Annotated in this window: 24 protein-coding genes; 7 read left to right on the top strand and 17 right to left on the bottom strand. The window is 63.9% G+C overall.

The genetic code is table 11. The features are described from left to right. Positions 1-7 precede the first annotated feature (7 nt). The 10 genes from AC1MH0_RS21015 to AC1MH0_RS20970 all read right to left on the bottom strand — a co-directional run bounded on the left by AC1MH0_RS21015 (position 8) and on the right by AC1MH0_RS20970 (position 12,783). Positions 8-817 (bottom strand): urea amidolyase associated protein UAAP1, encoded by an 810-nt coding sequence (locus AC1MH0_RS21015; RefSeq protein WP_480966106.1) that lies wholly within the window; start codon positions 815-817, stop codon positions 8-10. Then, positions 814-1,635, bottom strand: a complete 822-nt coding sequence (locus AC1MH0_RS21010; protein WP_480966105.1) for an ABC transporter ATP-binding protein — start codon at positions 1,633-1,635, stop codon at positions 814-816. The genes AC1MH0_RS21015 and AC1MH0_RS21010 overlap by 4 nt, the downstream gene beginning before the upstream one ends. Next, positions 1,632-2,450, bottom strand: coding sequence for an ABC transporter permease (locus AC1MH0_RS21005; RefSeq protein WP_480966104.1), 819 nt, complete (start codon positions 2,448-2,450; stop codon positions 1,632-1,634). The genes AC1MH0_RS21010 and AC1MH0_RS21005 overlap by 4 nt, the downstream gene beginning before the upstream one ends. Before the next feature lie 185 nt (positions 2,451-2,635). After that, positions 2,636-3,730 carry a putative urea ABC transporter substrate-binding protein gene (locus AC1MH0_RS21000; RefSeq protein WP_480966103.1) on the bottom strand — a complete coding sequence of 365 codons (1,095 nt, stop codon included), beginning with the start codon at positions 3,728-3,730 and terminating at the stop codon, positions 2,636-2,638. Between the two features lie 161 nt (positions 3,731-3,891). Continuing rightward, positions 3,892-4,836 (bottom strand): LysR family transcriptional regulator, encoded by a 945-nt coding sequence (locus AC1MH0_RS20995; protein WP_254686229.1) that lies wholly within the window; start codon positions 4,834-4,836, stop codon positions 3,892-3,894. Between the two features lie 104 nt (positions 4,837-4,940). Beyond that, positions 4,941-5,543 (bottom strand): hypothetical protein, encoded by a 603-nt coding sequence (locus AC1MH0_RS20990; protein ID WP_480966130.1) that lies wholly within the window; start codon positions 5,541-5,543, stop codon positions 4,941-4,943. Between the two features lie 74 nt (positions 5,544-5,617). Further along, complete coding sequence (locus AC1MH0_RS20985) at positions 5,618-6,637, bottom strand: sterol desaturase family protein (RefSeq protein ID WP_480966102.1); 1,020 nt, start codon at positions 6,635-6,637, stop codon at positions 5,618-5,620. A 672-nt stretch (positions 6,638-7,309) separates the two neighbouring features. Beyond that, entirely contained in the window at positions 7,310-8,674 is a 1,365-nt protein-coding gene (locus AC1MH0_RS20980; protein ID WP_480966129.1) for an anti-phage deoxyguanosine triphosphatase, read from the bottom strand. Positions 8,675-8,786: 112 nt separating this feature from the next. Continuing rightward, positions 8,787-9,329, bottom strand: a complete 543-nt coding sequence (locus tag AC1MH0_RS20975; protein ID WP_480966101.1) for a hypothetical protein — start codon at positions 9,327-9,329, stop codon at positions 8,787-8,789. Between the two features lie 31 nt (positions 9,330-9,360). Next, entirely contained in the window at positions 9,361-12,783 is a 3,423-nt protein-coding gene (locus tag AC1MH0_RS20970) for a TM0106 family RecB-like putative nuclease (RefSeq protein WP_480966100.1), read from the bottom strand. Positions 12,784-12,885: 102 nt separating this feature from the next. Between AC1MH0_RS20970 and AC1MH0_RS20965 the strand changes: the two genes are divergently transcribed. Next, positions 12,886-13,881, top strand: coding sequence for a helix-turn-helix transcriptional regulator (locus AC1MH0_RS20965; RefSeq protein WP_480966099.1), 996 nt, complete (start codon positions 12,886-12,888; stop codon positions 13,879-13,881). A gap of 41 nt (positions 13,882-13,922) precedes the next feature. Here the strand turns inward: AC1MH0_RS20965 and AC1MH0_RS20960 are convergent, their stop codons facing one another. Genes AC1MH0_RS20960 through AC1MH0_RS20950 form a run of 3 tightly spaced genes read right to left on the bottom strand, consistent with a single transcriptional unit; the run spans position 13,923 to position 14,544 of the window. Then, the gene (locus tag AC1MH0_RS20960) at positions 13,923-14,186 is read right to left on the bottom strand and encodes a DUF3892 domain-containing protein (protein ID WP_480966098.1); all 264 of its coding nucleotides are present in this window, start codon (positions 14,184-14,186) and stop codon (positions 13,923-13,925) included. A gap of 2 nt (positions 14,187-14,188) precedes the next feature. After that, a complete protein-coding gene (locus AC1MH0_RS20955; protein ID WP_480966097.1) occupies positions 14,189-14,404 on the bottom strand; it encodes a hypothetical protein in 216 nt (71 codons plus the stop codon). Continuing rightward, complete coding sequence (locus AC1MH0_RS20950) at positions 14,401-14,544, bottom strand: hypothetical protein (protein ID WP_480966096.1); 144 nt, start codon at positions 14,542-14,544, stop codon at positions 14,401-14,403. Before AC1MH0_RS20950 ends, AC1MH0_RS20955 begins: the two co-directional genes overlap by 4 nt. A 194-nt stretch (positions 14,545-14,738) precedes the next feature. Between AC1MH0_RS20950 and AC1MH0_RS20945 the strand changes: the two genes are divergently transcribed. Continuing rightward, positions 14,739-15,113 (top strand): hypothetical protein, encoded by a 375-nt coding sequence (locus AC1MH0_RS20945; RefSeq protein WP_480966095.1) that lies wholly within the window; start codon positions 14,739-14,741, stop codon positions 15,111-15,113. Here AC1MH0_RS20945 and AC1MH0_RS20940 read toward each other — a convergent pair. Continuing rightward, positions 15,110-15,832, bottom strand: a complete 723-nt coding sequence (locus AC1MH0_RS20940) for an RES family NAD+ phosphorylase (RefSeq protein WP_480966094.1) — start codon at positions 15,830-15,832, stop codon at positions 15,110-15,112. The genes AC1MH0_RS20945 and AC1MH0_RS20940 overlap by 4 nt on opposite strands. Then, a complete protein-coding gene (locus AC1MH0_RS20935; protein WP_063141731.1) occupies positions 15,813-16,202 on the bottom strand; it encodes an MbcA/ParS/Xre antitoxin family protein in 390 nt (129 codons plus the stop codon). The genes AC1MH0_RS20940 and AC1MH0_RS20935 overlap by 20 nt, the downstream gene beginning before the upstream one ends. Positions 16,203-16,448: 246 nt before the next feature. On the opposite strand from AC1MH0_RS20935, the gene AC1MH0_RS20930 reads away from it, so the two are divergent. The 4 genes from AC1MH0_RS20930 to AC1MH0_RS20915 are packed head-to-tail and all read left to right on the top strand — an operon-like array spanning position 16,449 to position 19,339. Beyond that, the gene (locus tag AC1MH0_RS20930; RefSeq protein ID WP_480966093.1) at positions 16,449-17,075 is read left to right on the top strand and encodes a hypothetical protein; all 627 of its coding nucleotides are present in this window, start codon (positions 16,449-16,451) and stop codon (positions 17,073-17,075) included. Beyond that, a complete protein-coding gene (locus tag AC1MH0_RS20925; RefSeq protein WP_480966092.1) occupies positions 17,068-17,505 on the top strand; it encodes a putative metal-binding protein in 438 nt (145 codons plus the stop codon). Before AC1MH0_RS20930 ends, AC1MH0_RS20925 begins: the two co-directional genes overlap by 8 nt. Continuing rightward, positions 17,502-17,975 carry a hypothetical protein gene (locus AC1MH0_RS20920; protein WP_480966091.1) on the top strand — a complete coding sequence of 158 codons (474 nt, stop codon included), beginning with the start codon at positions 17,502-17,504 and terminating at the stop codon, positions 17,973-17,975. Before AC1MH0_RS20925 ends, AC1MH0_RS20920 begins: the two co-directional genes overlap by 4 nt. Continuing rightward, complete coding sequence (locus tag AC1MH0_RS20915; RefSeq protein ID WP_480966090.1) at positions 17,972-19,339, top strand: ThiF family adenylyltransferase; 1,368 nt, start codon at positions 17,972-17,974, stop codon at positions 19,337-19,339. The genes AC1MH0_RS20920 and AC1MH0_RS20915 overlap by 4 nt, the downstream gene beginning before the upstream one ends. 490 nt (positions 19,340-19,829) lie before the next feature. Here the strand turns inward: AC1MH0_RS20915 and AC1MH0_RS20910 are convergent, their stop codons facing one another. Together AC1MH0_RS20910 and AC1MH0_RS20905 are read right to left on the bottom strand one after the other, a co-directional pair. After that, positions 19,830-20,315: a DUF4142 domain-containing protein gene (locus AC1MH0_RS20910; RefSeq protein WP_480966089.1), complete on the bottom strand. Its 486-nt coding sequence runs from the start codon at positions 20,313-20,315 to the stop codon at positions 19,830-19,832. 22 nt (positions 20,316-20,337) lie between these two features. After that, positions 20,338-21,420 (bottom strand): alpha/beta hydrolase, encoded by a 1,083-nt coding sequence (locus AC1MH0_RS20905; RefSeq protein ID WP_480966088.1) that lies wholly within the window; start codon positions 21,418-21,420, stop codon positions 20,338-20,340. 749 nt (positions 21,421-22,169) lie between these two features. Between AC1MH0_RS20905 and AC1MH0_RS20900 the strand changes: the two genes are divergently transcribed. Continuing rightward, the gene (locus AC1MH0_RS20900) at positions 22,170-22,649 is read left to right on the top strand and encodes a GFA family protein (RefSeq protein WP_480966087.1); all 480 of its coding nucleotides are present in this window, start codon (positions 22,170-22,172) and stop codon (positions 22,647-22,649) included. Positions 22,650-22,727: the final 78 nt, after the last annotated feature.

Genomic DNA, 22,727 nt, shown 5'->3' with positions numbered 1-22,727 from the left:
CGGTCCTTCAGCGCGCGTAGAGATCTTCGGTGTTGAGGAAGGCGCGGAGCCCTTCCGGCGTCGCGGTGCGTACGGGGTCGTCCTCGGCGGCCGGTTCGCCGCGCCATGCCGTCGCGCGCAGCGGCGTCACCGTGAAATCTGCGCGGGTGTCGAGCACGTGAGGGCAGTTCGCCAGCACGACGATCAGGTCCATTTCCGCGCGCAGGACGAGCGTCCGGCCGGGCGGGAAGGGCCCGCTCTCGGGCAGGGTGGTGCCGTCCTCGGCGATCCGGATGCCCTTGAACCAGTTGATGCAGGGGTGGACGTCCTTGCGACCGAGCCCGTGCCTTGCGACACCCAGCATGAAGCGGTCGCGCGCGTTCGGGTGCGCGCCGTAATTCTTGCCGTCGCCGTAAGCGCGCGCGTTGGACGCTTCGTTCGACGCGCCGCAAAACGCGTCGTGCGTGCCGGCGTCATCCTCGAGGATGGTCATCATCACGCGGCCCATGTCCGACAGCAGCACCCGACCCGCACCCAGATAGCCGTTCCACTGCACCTTCAGCGTGTCGGCGACGTTCAGCCGCTCGGTCGGCGTCTCGGCATTGAAGACCAGCATCGAGGCGCAGGCGTCGCCGGCGACGTCGATCAGGCGCAAGCGTGTTCCGCGGGCGATCCGGCGCGACGAGTAGCCCGCGGGCGCGATCGTCTCTTCCCAGACGGTGTCGCCGGGCGCGTCGTCGGCGGTGGCGGGGAGGGTGGGCATGGCCTCCACCCGGGTGCCCGTCATCGCGCGGGCGTGATCGCGGGCGCCGGACGGATCGGCGGTGGTGGTCGTCATGCGAAGGGTCTCCGTAGAAGATCGGGCCGGGGAAGATCGGGCCGGGGAAGATCGCCAACACCGATCGCGTCGACCAGCGCCTGTGGCGGCAGCGTCTTGCGATCGAGCGGCAGGTCGTAGGTGGTGGTCGCGCCGAAGCGGTGCGGCGCGTGCGGATCGTGGCGGCGCTTGTCGAAGGCGAGCACGCGCGTGCCGAGCTTGAACGCCTCGCCGATGTCGTGAGTCACCATGACGATGGTCAGCCCGCGTTCCTGCCAGAGCCGGGTAATGAGCGCGTGCATGTCGAGGCGGATGCCCGGATCGAGCGCGCCGAACGGCTCGTCGAGCAGCAGAATGCGGGGATGCTTGACGAGCGCTTGGGCAATCGCCAGCCGCTGCTGCATGCCGCCCGACATCTGTGCCGGATAGACGTCCAGGCTGTGTTCGAGACCGACCGCTGCGAGCATCTCGACCGCGGTGTCGCGCGCCGCGCGCCGCTGCGCCCCGAACAGCCGCGCGGCAAAGGGCGCCTGCGCGCATTCGATCCCGAACATCACGTTGCGTAAGGCCGTGAGATGCGGGAACACCGAATAGCGCTGGAACACGACGCCGCGATCGGGGCCGCATTCGGCGCGCATCGGTTGGCCGTCGAGCAGCACCTGGCCGCGGCTCGGCGCCTCCTGGCCGAGGATCAGGCGGAGGAAGGTGCTTTTGCCGGCACCCGACGGGCCGACCACCGCGACGAAACTGCGCTCGGCGATCTCGAGCGAGACGCGTTCGAGCACGATCTTGTCGCCATATTCGACCCAGATGTTGCGCATTTCGAGCAGCGGACTCATCGTCCAGCTCCGTGCGCCCAAGGGAAGCCGCGGCGGCTGAGGAATAGTAGCAGCGCATCCGCCGCGATCGCGAGCAGCGAAATCCACGCGACGTAAGGCAGGATGATATCCATCGCGAAATAGCGCCGGACCAGGAAGATGCGGTAGCCGAGCCCGACATCGGAGGCGACCGCCTCGGACGCGATCAGGAACACCCAGGCGGGCCCCATCGAAAGTCGCAGCGCCTCGATCAGGCGCGGCATCAACTGGGGCAGTGCGACGCGGATCGCGAGCTGCCAGCTATTGGCGCCCAGCGTCTGCGCCTTGACGGTTTGCTCGACCGGCAGGGTCGCGACGAAGCTCGTCAGGTCGCGCGTCATGAACGGCGCGATGCCGATCGCGATCAGCGCGATCTTCGACGCTTCGTCGAGCCCGAGCACGATGAACAGGATCGGCAGCACCGCGACCGGCGGGATGACCGCAATCACCGCGACCATCGGGCCGAGGATGGCACGCGCGAGCGGCATGACGCCGAGCAGCAGGCCGAGCACCAGCGCGCTGGCGGTCGCGATGGCGAGGCCGATGCCGAGCCGGTACAGGCTCGCCAGCGTGTCGGCGACGAGGATGATGCGATCGGTGGACGGGTCGCGATCCGTGGTGAAGCCGCGAATGGCCTGCGCCATCGCCTCGAAGGTCGGCAGCACCTTGTCGGCGGGATTGTCGAGGTGGCGCGCCTCGGAAGCGAGCAGATAGACGAACAGCAGCGCCACGATCGGCAGCGCGCCCAGCAGCAATCGTGCCCCGCGCCCGAGGCGAATGTCGACGAGCCGGGTCAACGCGGACGCCCAGGCGCAGCGCTCCGGGCGCGCTTGTCGGGCGTCGGCATGGCGGAATGTGTTGGCCGTACGCTCATTTCATTCCCCGATTTCTCGCATGGCCAAGGCATGCTCCTCCTTTCGTCGGAACGGCTGTCCCGACGGTGCTCGTCGTCTGTGTCTGCCCCCGTCGTGCTGGTGTGAGGCTACAGCTTCCCGTCCGCCGCCAGCTTCATGTAGCTCGGGTCGAACCGCAGCTTCACGTTCTTGGTATCGCCGAGCGTCTTGCCGCCGGCGAAGGTGATGCCGATCGTATCGACGGACTTCGCGCTCGGACCGAATAGGCCGTGTGCGAAGCTGAACTGCCGGACCCGGTCGGTCACCGTGATCAGGTCCGGGTTCTCCGCATAGGCGACCGCGTCCTGCGGCTTCGCGTACAGATGCGTCGTCTTGAGCTGTTCGTTGAAACTCGCCTCGGTCGTGCCCGCGGCCTTCGCCATCGTGGCGCGCGCGGTGCGGCCCGCCGCATCGTTGCGGGTCATGATCGCCATCGTCTCGTACCAGATGCCGGCCAGCGCCTTGCCGAGGTTCGGGTTGGCCTTCAGCGTCTCGGTGCTGACGTTAAGTGTATCGAGTATCTCGTTGGGGATCTTCGAGCTGTCGAAGACCTGCGTGGCGCCCGGTGTGGCGCGGATCGTGGAAAGCTGAGGGTTCCAGGTGACGACCGCGTTCACGCCAGGGGAGGCGAATGCCCCGACGATGTCGGCGTCGCCGGTGTTCACGGTCTTCACGTCGGCGAGCTTCATGCCGCTCAGTTCCAGACCGCGCGCGAGCAGGAAATGCGACACCGACAGTTCGACGAGCTTGACGGAGCGCCCCTTGATGTCGGCCATCGTCCGGCCGTTCTTGAGCACCACGCCGTCATTGCCGTCGGAATAATCGCCGATCAGCAGCACGGTGGTGTCCTTGCCGCCCGCCGCCGGAATGGTCAGCGCATCCATCGTCGTGCAGACCACGCCATCGAGCTTGCCGGCGGCGTATTGGTTGACGGACTCTACATAGTCGTTGACCTGAACCAGCCGGATCTGGATGCCGTATTTATCGGCCCATTTCTTCACGATCCCGGACTGTTGCGCATACGCCCAGGGCATCCACCCGGTGTAGATCGACCAGCCGATCGCGAAGTCCTTCTTCACGACGCCGGCCTCGGTCGCGGATCCCGAGGGCTTGCTGCCGCAACCGCCCAGCGCGAGCAGTATGGCGGCGGCTGCAACGCCATTCAGCCACGGTCGAGACACCATCAAGCACACCCCTTAGCCACCCGGTGATGCCAGCGCGCCGCCGTCCTCCGCTATGAGCGGGAACAGGAACGGCGGGTGCAGGCATCACCTCTTTGGCGACGTTGGCGTGCTCGGGATCATCGATGAAGACATAAAATAATGATGAAAGGCATAGCTGAAATCTATGCCCTGCGTTGTGCCCTATGCCTTCGGGTGACTTCGTCCAAAAACAACTGTGTGGCGGTATCGCGCGACGGCTCGGCCCTCGCGAGCAGGAAGATGTCGTAGGCGGGCTCCGCATCGGCGTAGAGCAACGGCCATAATCGCCCCTTCGCGACGGCGTCCGCAGCCGCGAGCACGGGCAGGAAGCCGATGCCGACGCCGAGGGTGATCAACCGGGCTGCCTCGTTGATGTCCTCCGCATGGCCGTTCGCCTTCGTGCCGAGACGATAGCGACGGCGCAGGCGGGTGATGGTGTCGAGTTCGTCCTCGCCGGTCAGGACGAACCCCTCGTCCTTCAGTTCGCCCAGACGCTCGACGCGGTGCCCGAACAGGGGATGGCTGCGCGCGCAATAGAGTTGCTGGCGTTCGACGAACAGCGGTTCGTAGACCAGGCTGCTCCGCGCGTTGCTGTCGTAACCGACGCCGATCTCCGCCTCGCCATGCTCCAGCGCGTCGAGCACCGCGCGCCAGGGCGAGACGCGGATCTCGATATGGATGTTGGGATTGCGGCGGTGGAAGCTGGCGATTGCTTCGTCGAACTCGGTGGAGGCGACCGCCGAAATCAGCTGGATGCGGACGATGCCCTCGACCCGCTTGGTCGCCTGCGCGACCTGGTGCGGCACCATCCTTGCGGCTTCGAGCATCTCCTCGCAGATGCCGAGCAGGGCGGTGCCCGCGGCCGTCATCTCGACGCCGGACGAGGAGCGGTTCAGCAGCTGTTCGCCGACCTGTTCCTCGAGCCGTTTGAGCGCGGCGCTTATGCTCGGCTGCTGCTTGTTCAGCTTTCGGGCGGCCGCGCCGATCCCGCCGGCGCGGACGATTTCGACGAAAGTCCGCAACAGGTTCCAGTCGACCCGGCTGGCGAACGTCTTATCAGGCAGGAACGCGCTATCGACCAAACACATGGCTCCAGGATCTTGGAGCGCATCTTTAGCCGCGCGACGTTCATACGCAACGTGCGCTCGGAATTCATGGGGGAGCATCGGGAACCGGGTCGATCGTCGCGACGCTATGCGTCCATCAGGCGTCGTCGGAACAGCGCCTTGATCTGCCGATCTTCCAGAACCCGCCCGATGACGTAGAGTGCCGCGAACATACCCGCAAAGACATAGGCGGGGGTCGGCGAAGGCTTCTTGTCGTCCTCGTCCGCCTTCTTCTTCTTTTTCGGCGGGTCGGGTTCAGGAGCGCCCAGCGCCTTGTCGATCGGGTTCAGCACCACGGGCGGCTTCTTGACCTCGGGCTTCTTGCCCTTGGCCGCGGTCCTCGCCTGCTCGAACTTGCCGAGAACGATCGTCGCCTGGGCAAAGGCGAGAAACAGCAGCGGTGCGAGAAAGCAGAACAGCAGCGCGCGGCTGGCGAGCCGGTATCGCAACATCAGGCCGGGCGCGTCCGGTTCGATCCGCAGGACGCCGCCGTCGAAAACCGCCATCTTGTCCTGTGCGGCCTGACTTTCCTTCCGAAACGTCAGCGTGTCGCCTGCCCGGTCGTGGCTCGTCCCGGTTTGGCGGAACAGCGGGTCGAGCCGTTCGAAGGCGTCGTCGACAGACTGGCCCGGTGCGAGGGGAAGGCTGCCCTCGACATGCCAGATCCCGTCGATGAAGCGCCGGTACACGGAATATCCCAGCGATGCCCGCGGAGCCGTCGTGTCGAACGCCGGGGCTCGGTCCGCGGTCGGAGCGGTTCCGGTCATTCTGCCGGTACCATTTGACCCGGTACCGTTGGAGCCGGCACCATGGCGCCCATCGACCGCCGACCGAACCGCTCCCTGGCCGACTTCCACCCGTGCGCGAAGGTGTAGGTCATCGTCTCGCGGACCGACATGGGGCGACCGCCTTCCATCCCGAGCAGTTCGGCTTCGCCGTCGACGCAGGTCCCGAACACGCGATCGATGATCACCCAGGTGTTCGAATAATTGCTGCGGCTCGCTTCGAAGTCCTGCGAATGATGCACGCTGTGATGCTCGGTGGTGTTGAACAGGAAGCGCCACCAGCGCGGCGAGTTGAAGCGGACGTTGATGTGCTGGTAGGTGCCGACTGCGAGGCCGAAGGCCCCTGCAAGCAGGGCGGCGCGCGGCACGAAATCGAAGAACCCGCCGATCCCGAGCCCGATCAGGAACAGCTCGACCGGATTGCCGACCGCGCCCTTGTTGACGTTGAGCTGCGTGATGTAGTGATGCGGCGCGTGCGCCAGCCACAGCGGATGCCAGTTGTGCATCCCGCGATGCATCCAATATTGCCCGAAATCGAACACCAGCGAGATCATCAGCGCCTGCACCAGCAGGGGCAGTCCGGTGAACCAGGCGAACTTCTCCCAGTCGAACGAATGCTGGATCGCCTCGATCATCGCACCGTCGCCGATATAGCTGTCGATCAGGCGGACGACGGTGAAGCCGATCCCGACATAGAAGAGATCGGTGGTCAGTTCCTTCCAGGTCAGCCGCCAGCTTTCATGGCGCGGGGCCAGCCATTCGAGCCCCAGCAGAAGAACCTTGAAGCCGATGCCGATGCCGATCGCGGTCGATGCCTTGGCGATCGAATTGGGTGCATAGAACCAGAAGGCTATCAGCGCGAAAAGCATCGTCGGCTGGAACCAGGTGAAGAACATCTGCTTCACCGGGCCGCCCTCGACCTTGGGAATGTTGTCCCACCCCACGATGACCGGCGCCTGTGCTCCAATGATCCTCTTGCCGACACGAACTCCGCTCATACTAACCCCGCGATGCCAAGCTTCTACGAAAGAGATGCCTGAAAACGGGGGACGGTGTCATACGTCATCGAACGTATGTCGCTCCATTTGGTGGAGGTGAAAAAGGAGCGAGGGCTGCTCCCGGAGCGCTCACTTGTGAATAGCGGAAAGCGGGTTGTCGATTAAGGCACCGGGCTATGTACGAAGACGTCGTTCGTATGGCTAGGTTGGGGCCTGAACGTATGCCGTTTGGTGGATTGCAGCCCGACCGCTTTCGGGCAGCGATTTGTTGTAAACAGCCGTTCGTTCATTGACGGGCAGGGGTCCAATTGGCCGATCTCTGGTGGAAACCGGAATGGCCGCTTTCCGAAGGCTGACTGCGGCAGGCGGCCATTCGTCAGGTAGCAACCGCGAGGGTGTAAGCGCCCGTGAATGGGGGTATACCGCTCCTTCGCTTCCGAGCGATATAGTCACGAACTGTCGCTCGTTCCTGTGATTGGGCATGGTTCGAATGCCGACCGAACCGTGCCGTCTACACCGGAGCACGATCCACGTTCGGCAGAGGTATCGCGTTCCCGTGATCACCTGGACCAAATCCGGCGTTCGGTCGCCGATAATTCAACCCCCGCAGCTCTTCCGTTCGATCCTTGCTGATGTCGGGCGCAATTAGCACGCTCAATGCGCCGCTGATGGCTAGATCCTATCGAACACGGATCCCATGCGGGGGCTGAACAGGCGCTCGTAGGTCTTTAACAGGAACATGTCGGTCATCCCGGCGACGTGGTCGCAGATGACCCGAATGTCCTTTCCGGCCGCTTCGTACTGCCGGAAGGTATTCTTCGGCAGGAATGCAACCGGTTCTGACGCTAGTGCCTCGAAGACGGCGACGACCATGCGCTGCCCCTTGAATTCCAGGTGCTGGACCTCGGCGCTGCGAATGACGGCTTCATAGACAAGCGTCTTCAAAGCATCCAGGAATATGCGGGCCTTCGACTCCATCGTTACGCGGAAACGCAGCAGGGGTTCAGCGAACTCGTCGAGTTCGACGATCTCGCAGCGATGGATGAAGTAGCCGACCAGCAGGCTCACGGCGTGCTTCCGGCTGGAAGCATCCCCGAACAGCTTGCGCATGAGGGTGGCGTAGGCATCGTTCCCGAAGCGGCTTCGGCCGCGATCGCTCATCCAGACGAAGAAGCCTTCGCACATGGCCGGCGCGACATGGGCCTCCCAGTCTTCGGCTGTCACGAGGCCAAGCGCCGCCGAGTCCTCGAGATCATGCACGCCGAACGCGATGTCGTCGGCGACGTCCATGATGCTGCAGTCGAGCGACTTGTGCAGCGTCTTAAGATGCTTCGCCTTCGCTTCATTCCGTGCCTCCGCCATCGTGCGGTCGGTCGCGGTGAAAAGGCGTCTGTCCGTCTCCGACAGCACTTCAAGTATCCAATCGACCTCCGGACACTCGCTGTCCATGTGGCATTTCGGCGGTTTGGACGCGTCGCGGTCCACCAGGGCGATGCTGACGGGGCCTGCCTGCAGGCGTGGGGTCCTTTCCGGATGACAGGTGGTGGAGTAGCAGGCGGGATATTTCAGCGTGCCGAGCAGGGTCCGGCGGGTGAGGTCGGCGCCATGCCTATCGGAGAACTTCTCGAGCTTCGTTAGGATACGCAGCGTCTGACCGTTTCCCTCGAAGCCGCCATGTTCCGCCATGCAGAAGTTGAGAGCGACCTCGCCACCGTGACCGAAGGGCGGATGACCGAGATCATGTGTCGATCCGATGGCCTGGATCATGGCGAGATCGGGCAGATGGGCAACCCCGGCGTGACCGCCGTTGTCCTGCCGGAGTTGCCGGACGATCCCGCCGGCGATCTGCGCCACCTCCAAAGAATGGGTGAGCCGGGTCCGATAGAAGTCGCTGTCGCCGAGGTTCAGGATCTGGGTCTTGCCCTGTAGTCGACGAAACGATGCTGAATGAATGATGCGACCGTAGTCGATGTCCGAATTCGAACGTGCGTCCTCGGCGTTCTTTATCCAGCCGCTTGGTCGTGCTTCCCAATGCATCGCCGATGGGTACATGTGTTCGCGTCATACTACCAGACGGGCTTTTCGAACGGCGGGGGCGGGCAGTCGATCCATCTCATGCCTGCGGTGGAGCCGAACCGTCAGCAGAACCTCATGGGGAGCGAAGCAACTGCGCCGATAGCGTTCTCAGTCGCGTCTCGATCTCGCCTAGCTCCTTCTGGTCTGAGTGGGTGAACAGCGCCAATCTGTTACCACCTGCCCGATAGGCGCCGTGGATCTGATTCCTTCGGTTTCCCAATGCGACGAATTCGATGCCCGCGGGATCGTTGCTGGCTACTACCAGCACGTTGTCCCTATGCCGCAGCGGATCATAGACGGCTTCAGGGTCGGGCAGGAACAGGATGCGCTTGGGCAGATTAGGTTGGGGCGAGACATCAACGAGCTCCCCCGTCCGACGACGCCAGACGCCGTGATGCTCTGCCTCGAAGTAGACGCCGGGCGTTGTCCAGATCGCCCACCCGCTGACGACCGATCCGCCGGCGCGGGGGACCTTCCTCGCCACGTTGTCAAAGCATTCCGAAGGGACGGCGTCGCGGTCGGGACGGCAGCGGACCCAAATCGGATCGTATTCTGAGATGGAGCGGCAGAACGACCGTATTTCCGTGCTCACCGACTTCGGCAGCGTGTCCGGCATCGCCGTGGTCGTCGAATGACTCGTCGTTCGATCATGCCGCATGGATCGGCGCCTCGATTCCGTTGTCGAGATCCGTCGCCCGATTTCGCGACGCCTGATCGACCGCGAACTCCCGAGCCCAGCAGAGCCCGTCCACCAGCTCCATCTGCGCGATGGTTCTGCACGGTATCTCGAGCAGTCGCGGGTTGGCGTAGACGACGGCGAGGCAGCGAGCCCGGCTGATCGCCACGTTCATCCTGTTGCGGCTGTAGAGGAACTCGATGTTGCGTGGGAGGTCGTCCCCGGAGGAGGTCGCCATCGAGACAAGCACGACCGGTGCCTCCTGACCCTGGAACTTGTCCACCGTCCCGACCCGTGCGCCTTCCGGAAGCGTTCGCTTCAGCAGTTCGACCTGCATGTTGTACGGCGACACGACCAGGATGTCGTCGGTGCCTATGGTGTGCCGGACGCCTTGGCGGTCGGTCCAGTGTGATCCCAGCAGCGCACGATAGGTCGTCGCCAGCCTCCCCACCTCCTCGGGCGCGCGTTGCGTGCGTCCGGCATGGTGCACATCGACGAAGCGGAGGCCGTACGGGGCGAGAGCCTCAGGGTCGAGGGTTGCGTTGACCTCGATCCGCTGGACTGCCGTGGTCGCTTCGGCCTCCAGTCGTCCCTCGTACACGGCGTCCGAGACGAAGCGGCAGAGATCGGGATGCATGCGGCGGGTGATCGGCAAGAAGACCCCCTGGTCGGCGGGGACGGTGGCATGTCCTTCTAGGAGGTGCTCCAGCGCCGACCGTCCGCTGCCGCCGGGGTGCGTGCCCTTGATGGGCTGCGACAGCTGCATCTGGTCGCCGACGAGGACCACGTTCCTCGCTGACGTTCCCATGGCCAGCACGTTGGCGAGACTGACCTGCCCGGCCTCGTCGATAACAAGGTGGTCGAACGCCTGGTCGAGCTCCTCGCGGGCGAACAGCCACGCGGTCCCGGCGACGAGCCGGTGGTGCGGCTGCACGCCGCTGCCGTTGCCGCCAACGACGTCCTCGATCCAGCCGCCCCCGTCCAGCTTCTGGTCCTCCCGGCTCGACTTCTTCATGCCGCGGAGGTTCAGGCCCTGCGCCGTGGCCATCGCCTGGACCTCCTTAAGCAGGTTGTTGATCGCCTTGTGCGAGTTCGATGCGACGCCGATGCGTTTGCCGGCGGCCAGCAGCGCGACGACCGCCTGGGACGAGGTGTAGGTCTTGCCCGCTCCCGGCGGTCCCTGGACGAGTAGATAGCTGTGGTCGAGGATGCGCAGGGCGTCGATGGTCCCGGCCGTAGCGTCGGCCTCCACGGGGATGATCGCCTGGCCAGATTCACGGCCGGAAAGCCTCGGTCGGTCGCGACGCAGGATCGAGGTGAGAGCCGGATACCGGGATCCACCGGCCGCCACGTCGGTCGCGTATCGGTGGACCGCGTCTCGCAGGGCCTTGTCGCCCACGGGACCCTCGGGGATCAGCGCGCATCCGGTTTCGATGGCCGATCGCGTGGGGCCGAGCTTCAGTGCCACGATGCGTTCGTCCTCGTCCAGGGAGACGATCTCGCCGGCGGGTTCGAGGCTGCCCGACCGCAGGGGCTTGTCGCCGACCTTCATCTTGAAGTCCTGGGGCGGGAAGACGAAGGGGTGAACGACCGATCGCTTGTCGTTCCAAGGCCGCATCGTCGGGTGCGGCTGAAGATCGGCGATGCATTCCGCATCGTCCAGCAGTTCCTCGGCGTCCATGTCTTGCCGCGCGAACATCGCCCACCACGTCGGCTTGGCCTCGCGTCTGTGGAATTCGAGCAAATCGACCAGCAGCCGTAGCCAAGGTTTGTCGCCGTCGGCGAGGAGACGATCAGCCAGCATCCGCGTGCGTTCGTCAGCCTCCTCACGCGCTGCGACCTTGGCCGGGTCCGGTGGCGCGACTTGCCGACCGGCGAACCATCCGATTTCTGGCGGGCGGAGAGACAGGAGCCAGTCGCGGCACATCCGCGTCGATCGGCAGTCGATCTCGTTGTAGTCGGATATCTCCTGCAGCATGGCGTCGTCGCCCAGCTGTCGCCAGCGTTCGTAGATGACGATGCTGTCGCCCGCGGTCTTCACCTCGCCCTGCCGCCCGCCGGGAAGATAGAACGCTTCCATGTTCTTGATCGAGTAGCGGGGCTCGGAAGTGCGGATCCCCTCAGCCACGACCTTGTAGAGATCGACGAGACGATCGCCGCGGAGCAGATCGTCCACCTCCTTCTCGCGGGTGCCGTGGTACATCGCGAGACGCTTCAGCGCCGTCTCCTCGTACGAGGCGTAGTGGTAGACGTGCGCCTGTGGATGGCGGGCGATGCGAACGGTCACAAAGTCCATGAACGCCTCGAATGCCCGCTTCTCCGCGTCGCGGTCGTGCGCCCAGAATGCGTGGAAGCGGTCGTCGCCCGCGTCGTCGAACGCCACGACTCCGAAGAGGTACTCTAGCCCACCCACGAACAGGGGATCCCCCTCCATGTCGAAGAACATGTCGCCTGCGTCCGGGCGGGGCATCCGACCGAGCCCGCGGCCTTCGACAGGCGGCAGGATCTCGATGCGGCGTTCGCCGGTCGTTCGATGGTGATGCTGGAGGGCGGCCTGACCTGAGAGCTTCGCGACGGTCGCGGGCTGCATGCCGGGAACCCTGCCGCCGTCCGGGATCGTCGCCAAGGCACCGATGTCGTCAACGCCGAAGGACCGGAGGGTCGCGATCTGGCTGCGTCCCATCCCCGCCACGATTGACAGGTGGTCGGCGGCCTCCCATTCGGCGTCGCATCGGTCGATCCAGCGGCAGAAGGTGCAGTGGCCGCAGGGATCGGTCGACGATGCGATCGGCGAGGCGTCGACGAACGCCTCGAACCGCTCCCGTGCGCGACGGAAGTAGTGGAGGACGGAAGCGGTCGGCAGCGACGCGACCTCACCGGTCCCGAGGACGACGTGCATCTCCGCTGGGACGACGCCCTGCTCGGCGGCCAGCATGTCGGCGTAGACGCAGAGTTGCAGGACGTGCTTCGCCTTGGCCGACCGGGCGAGCTTCGTGTCGGCGACGTCGTACGCATACGGACCGAACGACGAGACCATGTCGCTGCGCTTCAGCAGGAAGTCGGAATAGCCGTGCCATCGGCCGACCAGGAATGCGCCTTGGTAGATGACGTCGGGACCTTCGCGCATCGCCCGCCGGGTTGCCTCGATGCGCTCCTCCAGCGTTCCCTCCGCCGCGATCTCCGCGACGCTACGGCCTTCGCCGCGCAGCCGAGCGAGATAGCCGAGTTCGTGCTCGATGCCCTTCTCTTGCAGAAGGACGGCGCTGGCGTCGTCAGGTGAGAACGCGGTCGGCGCGGTCAGATTGACCGTGTCGAACGTCGTCGCATGGACGCACCCCATGAAGTTCACGAGATCGCTCGCGGAGAAGATCGTTCGGCCCTGATGTCGAAGCATATGTTGTTTCCCCGTCTCGGATCTTTCGTACGCTGGACTTGATAATGCACGAAGACCATATCGATGCCAGACAACAGATCCTGTCGCATGGGAGATGGGAGGATGTCGTATCGCAACGCGATCGATCTCCTGACGATAGCTGCGCTTGCAGCGTCGGCGAGGGGAGTGGGGCTCGAGGACATCGAGCGCGTGCTGGAGCGCGACTACAGAACAGCTCAGCGGGTGATCAAGGCCCTGAGGGAGCGCTTTCCCGAGCTCGAGGACTTCCGCGACGAGGAATCGGGCAGGACGAGATGGAAGCTGCCGCGTACCGGAAATGCACCGCTGCTGACGCCCACGGCGGACGAACTGGCTGCGATGTCGCTCGCCGAGGAGATGCTTGCGAACGGAGCGGGGGCGGATCAGGTCAGGGCGCTCCGGTCGCTTCATGCGAAGATCCTCGCGCTGATACCGGATGAGCGCAGCCGTCGCATCGAGGCGGACGAGGAGGTGCTGCTGCTCGCCCTTGGCCATGCCGCCCGACCAGGCCCTCGTCCGATCGGTCGAGACCCCATCGACGCTGCCATATCCACAGCTCTGAAGGGATGCTCCCGCTTGCGAATACGGTATCGCGGCTGGAAGGATGCGTCGGCCCGGGACAGGGTGATCGCGCCGCATGGACTTCTGCTGGGTGCACGGCGGTACGTGGTGGCGGTCGACCTGGAGAAGACTGGCGGTGGCATCCAGCACTTCAGGGTCGATGCGATCGAAGAGGCGACAGTCCTGCCGGAGACGTTCGCCCGCAAGCCCGGTTTCGACCTCGACGAGCATGCGCAGCGATGCTTCGGGTCGTATCAGCAGGCGGACGGCATGCACGACGTGGCGTGGCGGTTCTCCCCGAAGGCGGTTCCGCGCGCAGAAGGCTTCCGGTTCCATCCAACGCAGGTGGTCGAGAAGCAGCCGGAGGGTTCGATGCTGGTCCGCTTCCGGGCGTCGGGTCTGCTGGAGATGTGCTGGCACCTCTACATGTGGGGCGACGCCGTCGAAGTGCTGTCGCCGCCCGAACTTGCTCGCATGGTCGCGGATCACCGCAGGGACGACTTCCCGTCGATGCCCTGAGAAGACGGGGCCGGGGCGATGCCCCGGCCCGAGTGGCCCGGTCAGCAGTCGGGCAGGTCGTCGAGGTTGTTGCGCGACGTAGTATCGCGATCGGTGCGGAGGTACTTGCCGGTTGGGCCCTGCACGACCCGGATCTTCGTCTCCGGCGCGTTGGCCCAGTTCACCCAGTATTCTTGGGTGCCACTTTCGATGTCGCTGATCGCGTCCGCCTTGCTGCGAGGGGACCAATAGTCGCCGGAATTGCACAGCTTCGTGATGTCACCCTGCGTGTTCTTGCCAGTTGCCCGGACGTATCGCTTCGCCATGCTCAGGATTCCTTGACGGTGGTGTCGGGGCTCGCCTTCCCGTGGGCGGTCGTCACATATCGAACCGAGATGGCGCTCCGGTAGTGGCTGCCCGAGCTGCCGCTCGATCCGGCGCTCTCGCGCACGGTGGAACGCGGGCTGGCGTTGCCGTGCGTCGCCGTGACGTATCGCCCGCTTACCGCGCTGCGGAAGCTGCCTCTGCCTATGCTTTTGCTCATGTCGTTCTCCAATTTCGCTGCGACTCGGTGCCGCCGCCAAGATTGAAGATGGCTTCGTCGAACGACAGATCTTGTCGTGTTTCACGGTCTGCATCGCACAGCGCCTCGCCGCGTAAGGAACGCGCCCAATTTTCAGCCATTCTCCAGTCCAACTTTCGGTCCTGAAAGTCGCCGTTTTCTCAGTTTCTATGGAAATCCCAATAGGGTTCAGCGACACACTAGGTTCCGGACATGGAGCCTTTAAACCGATCCGTAGCAGCGAAGACGCCAACGATCTGCTATAGTCAGAGCGCTGCATATGGAAATTTGTGGCCGCGCATGCGTGGAGAAATCGATGCCAAAGTGGTTTAAGGCGATACTGCGCTTCTTCGTCGGCGAGCCGAACGCCCAGCGGCCAGCTTCCAGAACGTCCCGGCCGACAGGCGCTGCTTCGCGCCAGCGATCTTATCCGCTTATCGGCCTCAAGGAGCATGCCGGAGAAGGTCGACCGGAAAGACTTCACTGGAAGGCGAGCCATCCCTCCACGATACGTCGCTTCAAGGCGGAGGTGACCTGCTCCTACGGCCACGGCATCGCGCTTCGCGACCACACGATCGAGGCCGACGGTCGGGTCGTTCCCAGCATCGTCTGCAGGACTCCGGGCTGCGACTTCCACGAGATCGTCCGCCTCGAAGGCTGGCGGGCAGGCAGGATTTCCGCCAAGATCTAGGCGGCGAGGCACTCCGCTTCGCTGTGCAGAAGGTCAGGCTCGATCCGGGTACCTTTGTCGTCGAACGCGTAGAGAAGCGATATACGCTCACCGTTCCACTGGTAGCGATAGTGGACCGCCTGGAGGGTCTGCTCGAGAACCGACCCGTTCAGGACGGAGATCGCCGTCGCGCTGGGGCGTTCGATCGGATGGAATAGCACCCCGTCCACATCGTCCACGATGGACTTGCCCAGGTCACGCCCGCGGTCCCGCACCTCCTCCGCGCCAAGGTGGCGCAGATCGACGAACCGGCCCGATAGCGGCGTCTTGAACATTCGCATGTCCAGGCCGATCGGGCCCTCCGAAGTGCAGGCGAGAAAGCGCTGACGCTTCGCCACGGAGATCGCCAGCGCGGTCTGCCGGTCGGCAGCGACCTCAAGGCACGGACGGTCGGCGTCGAAGAAGGTGCTGCCGTCTGGATGGCCGTAGGCAAAGGGGGCAAGGTTCCAGTTCTGGAGGCGCGCCGACGTCTTCGGGTCCTTGTTCTCCATTCTGGCGATGCGAGCCTGCGACTGGAGGCGAGGGTTGGTTAGGTTCTCGATATCGACCAGGGCGTCCATGCGGTCGTTGGCGACCATGCCCTCGTAAACCGAGACCGGAGGGAAACGGGACGGAATGAGCCGGAAGGTCTCGCCCTTCCATGGCACGACGGGTCCGATCTCAACCGCCACGCTGGGCATCTAGGAAGCGCTTCACCTTGTATAGGCTGGTGACCTTGCCCTCGAGCATCACGTCGAGCGCACTGGCACCGTCGAAATACGTGTTCTTCTTACGCACCCACTCCTCGCCGCGCTCGTCGACGGTGAAGAGGATCCGCAGCGATTTCCAGATGCCGAAGATATAGGAGAGCCGCTCCTGCGTGTCGGCTGGCAGGTTGCCGCCCTCTTTCTTCCACTTGAAAAATGTCGAACGACCGGGGGATCCTAGCAGGAGGATCTGCTCGTCAGTGGACAGGCCCCACCGCTCGGCCATTGCGAAGAAGGCCTCCAACTCGGCTGGAATCCCCGATCGCCCGACGACCGCATGGGCGTCGGGGGCGCTTATCGCCATCATAAAGTACTCCTTGTCCATATTCGGACTTGACGCGCTAATTAGTCCCGATGCATACATCGTCCGTATCGAGACTGTTTCGACACTTTAGTCCAGACGGCTCGATCGTCAAGTGTCCCGGCGACGTGGCGGGCATCGTACTGGAGCAAAAGACACAATGACCATCTTCGACCCCGGGCGCGATCGCGCCGCCAACGAGTTCCCCGTGAACGGCGAGCTCATCAAGTTCGACGACGCAATCATCAGGTGCGCGAGGCGCTCAATGCCGCCGGGCTGACCCCGGCCAGCGAGCACCAGGCCGTCATGATCGAGAACGGACGCACCACTCATATGACCACGGACGCTAGGATCGTCCTCGCCGATCATCCTGATAGTCAGCTGCGCGCCGTCCTGTCCGACGAGGCATCCGCCTTCACCGTGAACGAGATCGGGCAGATCTGGCCCACGGATCAGATCGAGACGGACGAGTTCAACCAGATCTGGCCGGCCCCGGAGGGGCAGGACTGGGTTCTGGAGCGGAAGGACGAACCCGACGTGGTTCTCCGGCCCGGCAACACCATCGCGTTCGGCCCGAAGGGCGTCGAGCACATCGTCTCGCGCAAGCATCACGGTGCCGACAAGCTGCTGGTGACAGTCATGACGCTCAGCGGCGTGTTCCCGGCCGAAGGCGGGCTGCGCGTCAAGAGCGATGAGACGATCTCGTCCGTGCTGGAGAAGGCGGCGCGGAAGCTCGATCTCGCCGACACGTCGGGCTGGGTCGTCAGCCTGGCAGGCAACGACATCAACGCCTCGTTGACCTTCGGGCAGGCGGGCCTGACCGGTACCGTCGAACTCGACTGGATGCCGCGCGAAGGTGGCGGCGGCAATGCTTGAGCTGATCTCGCGGGCGGCGTTCGAGGCGGACGTAAGCCGCCTCGACGTCGCCGCCGTGAGCCACTGGGGTTGGGAGATCGTGTCGGCGGAATACCCCGTCTTCGACGTCATCTTCCACCACCCGACCGCGGCGGCGCTGCGACTGCGGCTGGAATGCGAGCAGTGGAACGAGCTGCCCCCCAGCATCCAGCTCCTGCGTGGCGACGGCACGCCGGTGGATGCGGCGCCGCCTTCCACGGGCAACATCTTCCATCCGTGCCCCCATCCGGTGACGGGGCGTCTGTTCGTGTGCATGCGCGGGGTCCGGGAATACCATACCCATGAAAGCCACCTCACCGAGGCATGGTCGAACTATCGCGGCACGTCAGGCAACGACCTCATCGGCATCGTCACCCAGATCTACCGCTCATGGAAGAAGGCAGTAGGATGACCGCGCTCAGCTGCACCACCGACACGCTCGCACGAACGATCGACATTCTGCGTGCGGGCGGCGCACGTTCCGAGGAACGCGTCGTCCTCTGGCTGGGGCCCGCCTCCGGTATCCGAGAACCGATGCCGGTGACGGAGGTCTACGAGCCCTATCAGATCACCGACATCGATTATTTCAAGCTGCCGGCGGCGAGCCTGCGCGCCCTGATGACCCATCTGCGCGGCGCGCGCCTGAAGATACTAGCGCAGGTCCATAGCCACCCCGGCAGGGCCTTCCACTCGGAGGCCGACGACGAATGGGCGATCGTCCGCCATATCGGCGCCCTGTCGCTCGTGCTGCCGGAATTCGCCCGCAACACCACGCCGGCGAACTTCGCGGAGCAGGCCGCCAGCTATCGCCTTTCCGGCGAAAACGAATGGGTTCGCGTCCCGACGGGCGGGCCGGACGGGTGCATTGGAGACGTGGAATGATCAACGCTAGGCAAGAGAATGCTCGGATGCTCGCATCGGCGCTCGGCGTCGAAGAGGACGCCGCATCGGCCCGTCTCGAAGGACGGATCCTGGTTACGGTGGGCGAGCGCGCTTCTTGCGCCGACTGGGCCAAGGAGATCTGCGATCTTCTCGATCGCACGATGTCGGTGACGCGGGATCCGGCAGATGACGTGAAGGTCGAACTCGTCGTCGGCGATGTCGTGCCGCGATCGGACGCCAAGCGGTTGTACGCGAGGATCGATGCGTCCAAGGCGGTAATCGGCCTTGAACCGCCAAAGGTGGCGTCTACGGAGCCGCATCCCCTCTTCGCGGCGATCGCAGCATGTTCGACAGCGGCGGCAACGCTGTCTCTGGCGATTGACGCCAAGGAACTCCCGAAGGTCAGCCTTCCAATCACGGTGCCGTTCGATCAACTCGGCATATCGCGCGAGGCTCTTGATGCGTCGATCGACCTAGACGGCGCCGCGCTCATCGGCGCGGGCGCCGTCGGCAACGCCTTCCTGCGGGCGCTGCGCCATGTCGACGCGCGGGGTACGCTGCCGATCGTCGATCCCAAGGCAGTCGGCGGCGGCAATCCGAACCGATGCCTCTATTTCACCGAGACCGACGTCGAGCACCCCAAAGCTGAGACTTTGGCGCGGAACGCCAGCCCCGATTTCCCAAATGTCGCGCTGATCCCCTTCAATGGCGATTATCACGATTACGTGGCGAAGAATGGACCTCAGCGCACTGCGATCGTCACCGTCGACAGTCGTCGCGTCCGTCGCGCTATTCAGGCCGAAGTCCCCGGACGCGTCTTCGACGCGTCGACTACCGACATCCGGGCGGTGGTCGTGCATTGGCATCGCCAGCCGACCGCCAATGCATGTCTGTCTTGCATCTACCGCCACGTTCCCGACGAGCATGCGCGGGAAAGGGCCATTGCCGATGGGCTCGGGATCAGCCTAGACATGGTCAGGGAAAGTCTCATCTCTGCCGATGCGGCGGCGCGAATCGCTGGCGCCAACGCGGGGATCCAGCCGGCGGCAATGGAGGGCATGGCGTACGACAGCCTGTTCAAGCAGCTGTGCGCTGAGCAGGCGTTGAAATCCGCTGAGGGCAAGCAGGTTCTCGCCCCCTTCGCGTTCGTCAGTGCTCTCGCCGGCAATCTGCTGGTGGTCGAGATGCTGCGCGTTCAGACCGGTCTGGCAGACACCAACTACTGGCAGGTCGATCCATGGGGGGCACCCATCGGGAAGCTCCGCAGCTGTCGCCCCCGCATCGTCGACTGCGAATTCTGTTCGATCCCGCACTTCGTGGCCGTCGCCGACCAGCTGTGGAGCGAGAAATCGGAGGCGGCGTGAGGAGTCGAGACGCTGGTCGCAGCAATCGAGAGACCTTTTTCTGCCAGCTTCTTTAAAGTGGCCCGTCGGCAACCGGCCTAGGTTCTGTCGTAACGCCACGTCGCTCGGGCCAGCGCTGAACGTGAGCTTCTATCAAGAGCTGACGATTAGAGATCCGGGTAGGAATGACGGCTTCGTCCTACTTTTCACCGTTCCACGTCCTCGACAGGTCACTCGCGGCGATGGATCAATCCACATGAATGAATTACCGAAGCTGGTAAGCCAGCAGAGCGGCCTGAACGTCCACTTGTGGGTCGACGTGGTGATGAGTGGGGCCGGTACCGACCGGCCCCGCCAGTCACTTCTTCTTGTCGGGGTGCTGAGATAAAGCAGATCCAGCAGCTGTTTTTGATTCCTTCCCGGTTCGTCCGTCCTTCAGGACCTTCGAGGCGGCCTTGCCAGCCTTTTCGCTCGGTCGGCGCGTCCTGCACCGACCGGATACCCCAGCAGATTACATGGCCTTCAGGATCATGATGTGATGCTCGACGACGGGGACGATCGCCGCTGCAGTCGTCTTGAGCGCAGGCGCGGTGCCTTCCATCGCATAGGCCTTCTGCACGGCGAGAGCCTGGCCGTGCGACGCCTTCTGCTGCGCGACATACGCCGCGTCACGTGCCGGACCGGTCTCGGCACGCAGTTCCGTGATCAGTTCCTGCTGCAACGGCATCAGCTTCGGCGGTGCGACACGAACGCGCGATCGCATTGCCGCTGCCTTGACGTCCGCCGTGCTCTGGGTGTGCTGCGTGATCATCATCTGGGCGAAGTCGCGCAGCTGCGGGTTCTGCGTCGTCTCGATAACGACCTGGCTCGACGTAATCTCGTACAGATCACTTGCGCCGGCAGTCGTCACATACTCGGTCGGCGCCATGACCTGTGCCGAGGCTGGCGCTACGAGCAGGACCGCACCGAATGCGGCCGACATCATCACTATCTTCATCGGAATGATCCTTGATCTGAGATTAATTTCGGATGCCGAATGCGACCTTGAGCCGGCCGATCGCATACATGTTCGCGTCGTACGCACCGCGGACGACCGCCCCCATGCCGAACATCTCGTGCGTGACGCCCGGGAACGTACGCTGCTCGACCTTGTCACCCGCGGACTTCATCGCGGCGGCCAGAGTCTCGCCGTCCGAGCGCAACGGATCGATCTGCGCGTTTACGATTGTCGTCGGCGGCAGGCCGCGCAGGTTCGCGCCTACCAGGTTCAGGCGCGGGTCCTGCATGTCCGCCATCGACGTGGTGTAGTAATGGCCGAACCACTTCAGCATCGCCGTATTGAGCGGCTTCGCATTTGCCGAATCCTTGCGCGACGGCAGGTCCATGCTGCTGTTCGCGATCGGATACACCGACAGGATATGCAGCGGCTTGGCCAGGTTGTTGTCGCGCGCATAGATCGCCGTCGCGACCGCGAGATTGCCGCCTGCGCTCTCGCCCGCAAGCGCCAGCTTGGCGGTGTCGCCGCCCCAGCTTGCCGCGTTCTGCAGGACCCAGCGATAGGCCGCGAACGCATCGTCATGCTGTGCCGGGAACTTGAACTCGGGCGCATGGCGATATTCGACCGACACGACGATGGCGTTCAACTGCTTCGACAGAAGCCGCGGCGCCGCGTCATAGGTGTTGACGTCGGCGATGACCCAGCCACCGCCGTGATAATACACGATCACCGGCATCGGCGCGCCGGTCGCGCCGGCAGGCTTGTAGATCCGCGCGAACTGCATCGGATCGCTGCCATAGGGCAGGTCCTGCGTCGTCACGGCGGGATCGGGCGCGGTCGACAGGCCCTTCAGACGCATCGCTGCGTGCGCGGCATCGGCCGCACTGGGCTGGATCCGTGCCTTGACCGGCGTCAGCGTCTCGATCGGCTTCGCGCCGAGGCGGGGCAGCTGGTCAAGAACCACTTGCATGTCGGCTGCGGCGGCCGGTGGCTGCGTCGCCGACGGCTTCGACACCGGTGGCGGTGGCGCGTTAGTCGAATTGGTGGACTGCGCGATCGCCGTAGCGGAGGTTCCGATCAGCGCGGCCGCAAAAAGAAGCTTCATCGTCATGATATCTATACCCTGTTTCTGCCCGGCCTTAAACTGTGGCGCCTTCCGATCGTTCCACACGTGAACCGTCACGATCATTCGACTTAATCCAGATTAAACAGGCAGTTGGCGGGACTCATAAATTTGGAGCATGCCGTACCCCGATCGCAAAAGTAACAAACGCGCAGCCTGATCGAGCGCTCCTTCAGTAAGCTCAAAAGCCGGCACCGGGTCACAACTTGCTGCGACAAAACCGCGGATCCTTACCTAGAAGACGTCACCCCTGCCTCAGTAAAGTTATACACAACCCTTTCCGACGGCGCAGCCGTTGCTGTTACCGACGCGTGCCAGCTAAAAGGGGCAGCTCACGAAGAGTCGGACATCGATGGGATGCCTGTCGAAGACTCCGCTACCAAGTGGCCCGAGGACGAAAGTCCTTACGTCGCGGTAGCCCGCGTTACTGCCATCCCGCAGCAGTCATGGTCAGAAGAACTGTAGGCCGAGGTCGAAAGCGGATTAGCGTTCAACCCCTGGATCGGTTTGGCCGCGCATCGGCCGCTGGGATCAATCATGCGTGCTCGGAAACCTACCTACGCTGCAGCGCGAGAATATCGCGGGCAAGCCAATGGCATCAGGAGAGAAGAGCCTTCGATTCCATAGGCGTCTGGCTCAGCAACTGGCAAGCTGGAGTGACGGTCCTTCTGCTCATACTTCGGTGAACGATTTGGCTTCTCAAGCGGTTGGAAGGTCAAGGAGATCTATCAATGCGCGACGCTGACGGGACTTACGCAATCACGGGCGGTTGCCGCTGCGGGGGCATCCGATACCGCATCACTAAGGCGCCGCTATTCGTTATGGCTTGCCACTGCACGGACTGCCAGGAGCAGACGTCGAGTGCCTTCTCGCTGGGCATGCCTGTAGACAAGGACGGCTTTTCCCACACGGGTGAACCAGTCGTCATCACCAAGACCGCCGAAAGCGGAAACGAGAGCCGCGCATATCGGTGCCCCACGTGCGCAGTGTGGACGCACACGACAACGGACGGAACTCCGGACACGGTCGTGGTGCGTCCCTCGACCCTTGACGACGCAGAGTGGGTCAAACCCGTCGCTCAGATCTTCGTCCGAAGTTCGATGCCTTGGGCAAAGCTCGACGTACCGCACAGCTACGAGAAGGAATTCGATGATCCGACCGAGATCGTGAAGACTTTCCGGTCATCTGGGATACTCGACAAACTGTCATGATCTGCCGCAGGGGATAAATCTGTATGCCGCCCAAGTCTCAGCTCATGGCGGCACAGGACAAATCACGATCTTGCTAAG

This window comes from Sphingomonas sp. AP28 (genome assembly GCF_056680455.1).
The sequence above is the reverse complement of the archived record's forward strand: the minus strand, read 5'-3'. Positions and strand labels throughout refer to the sequence as shown.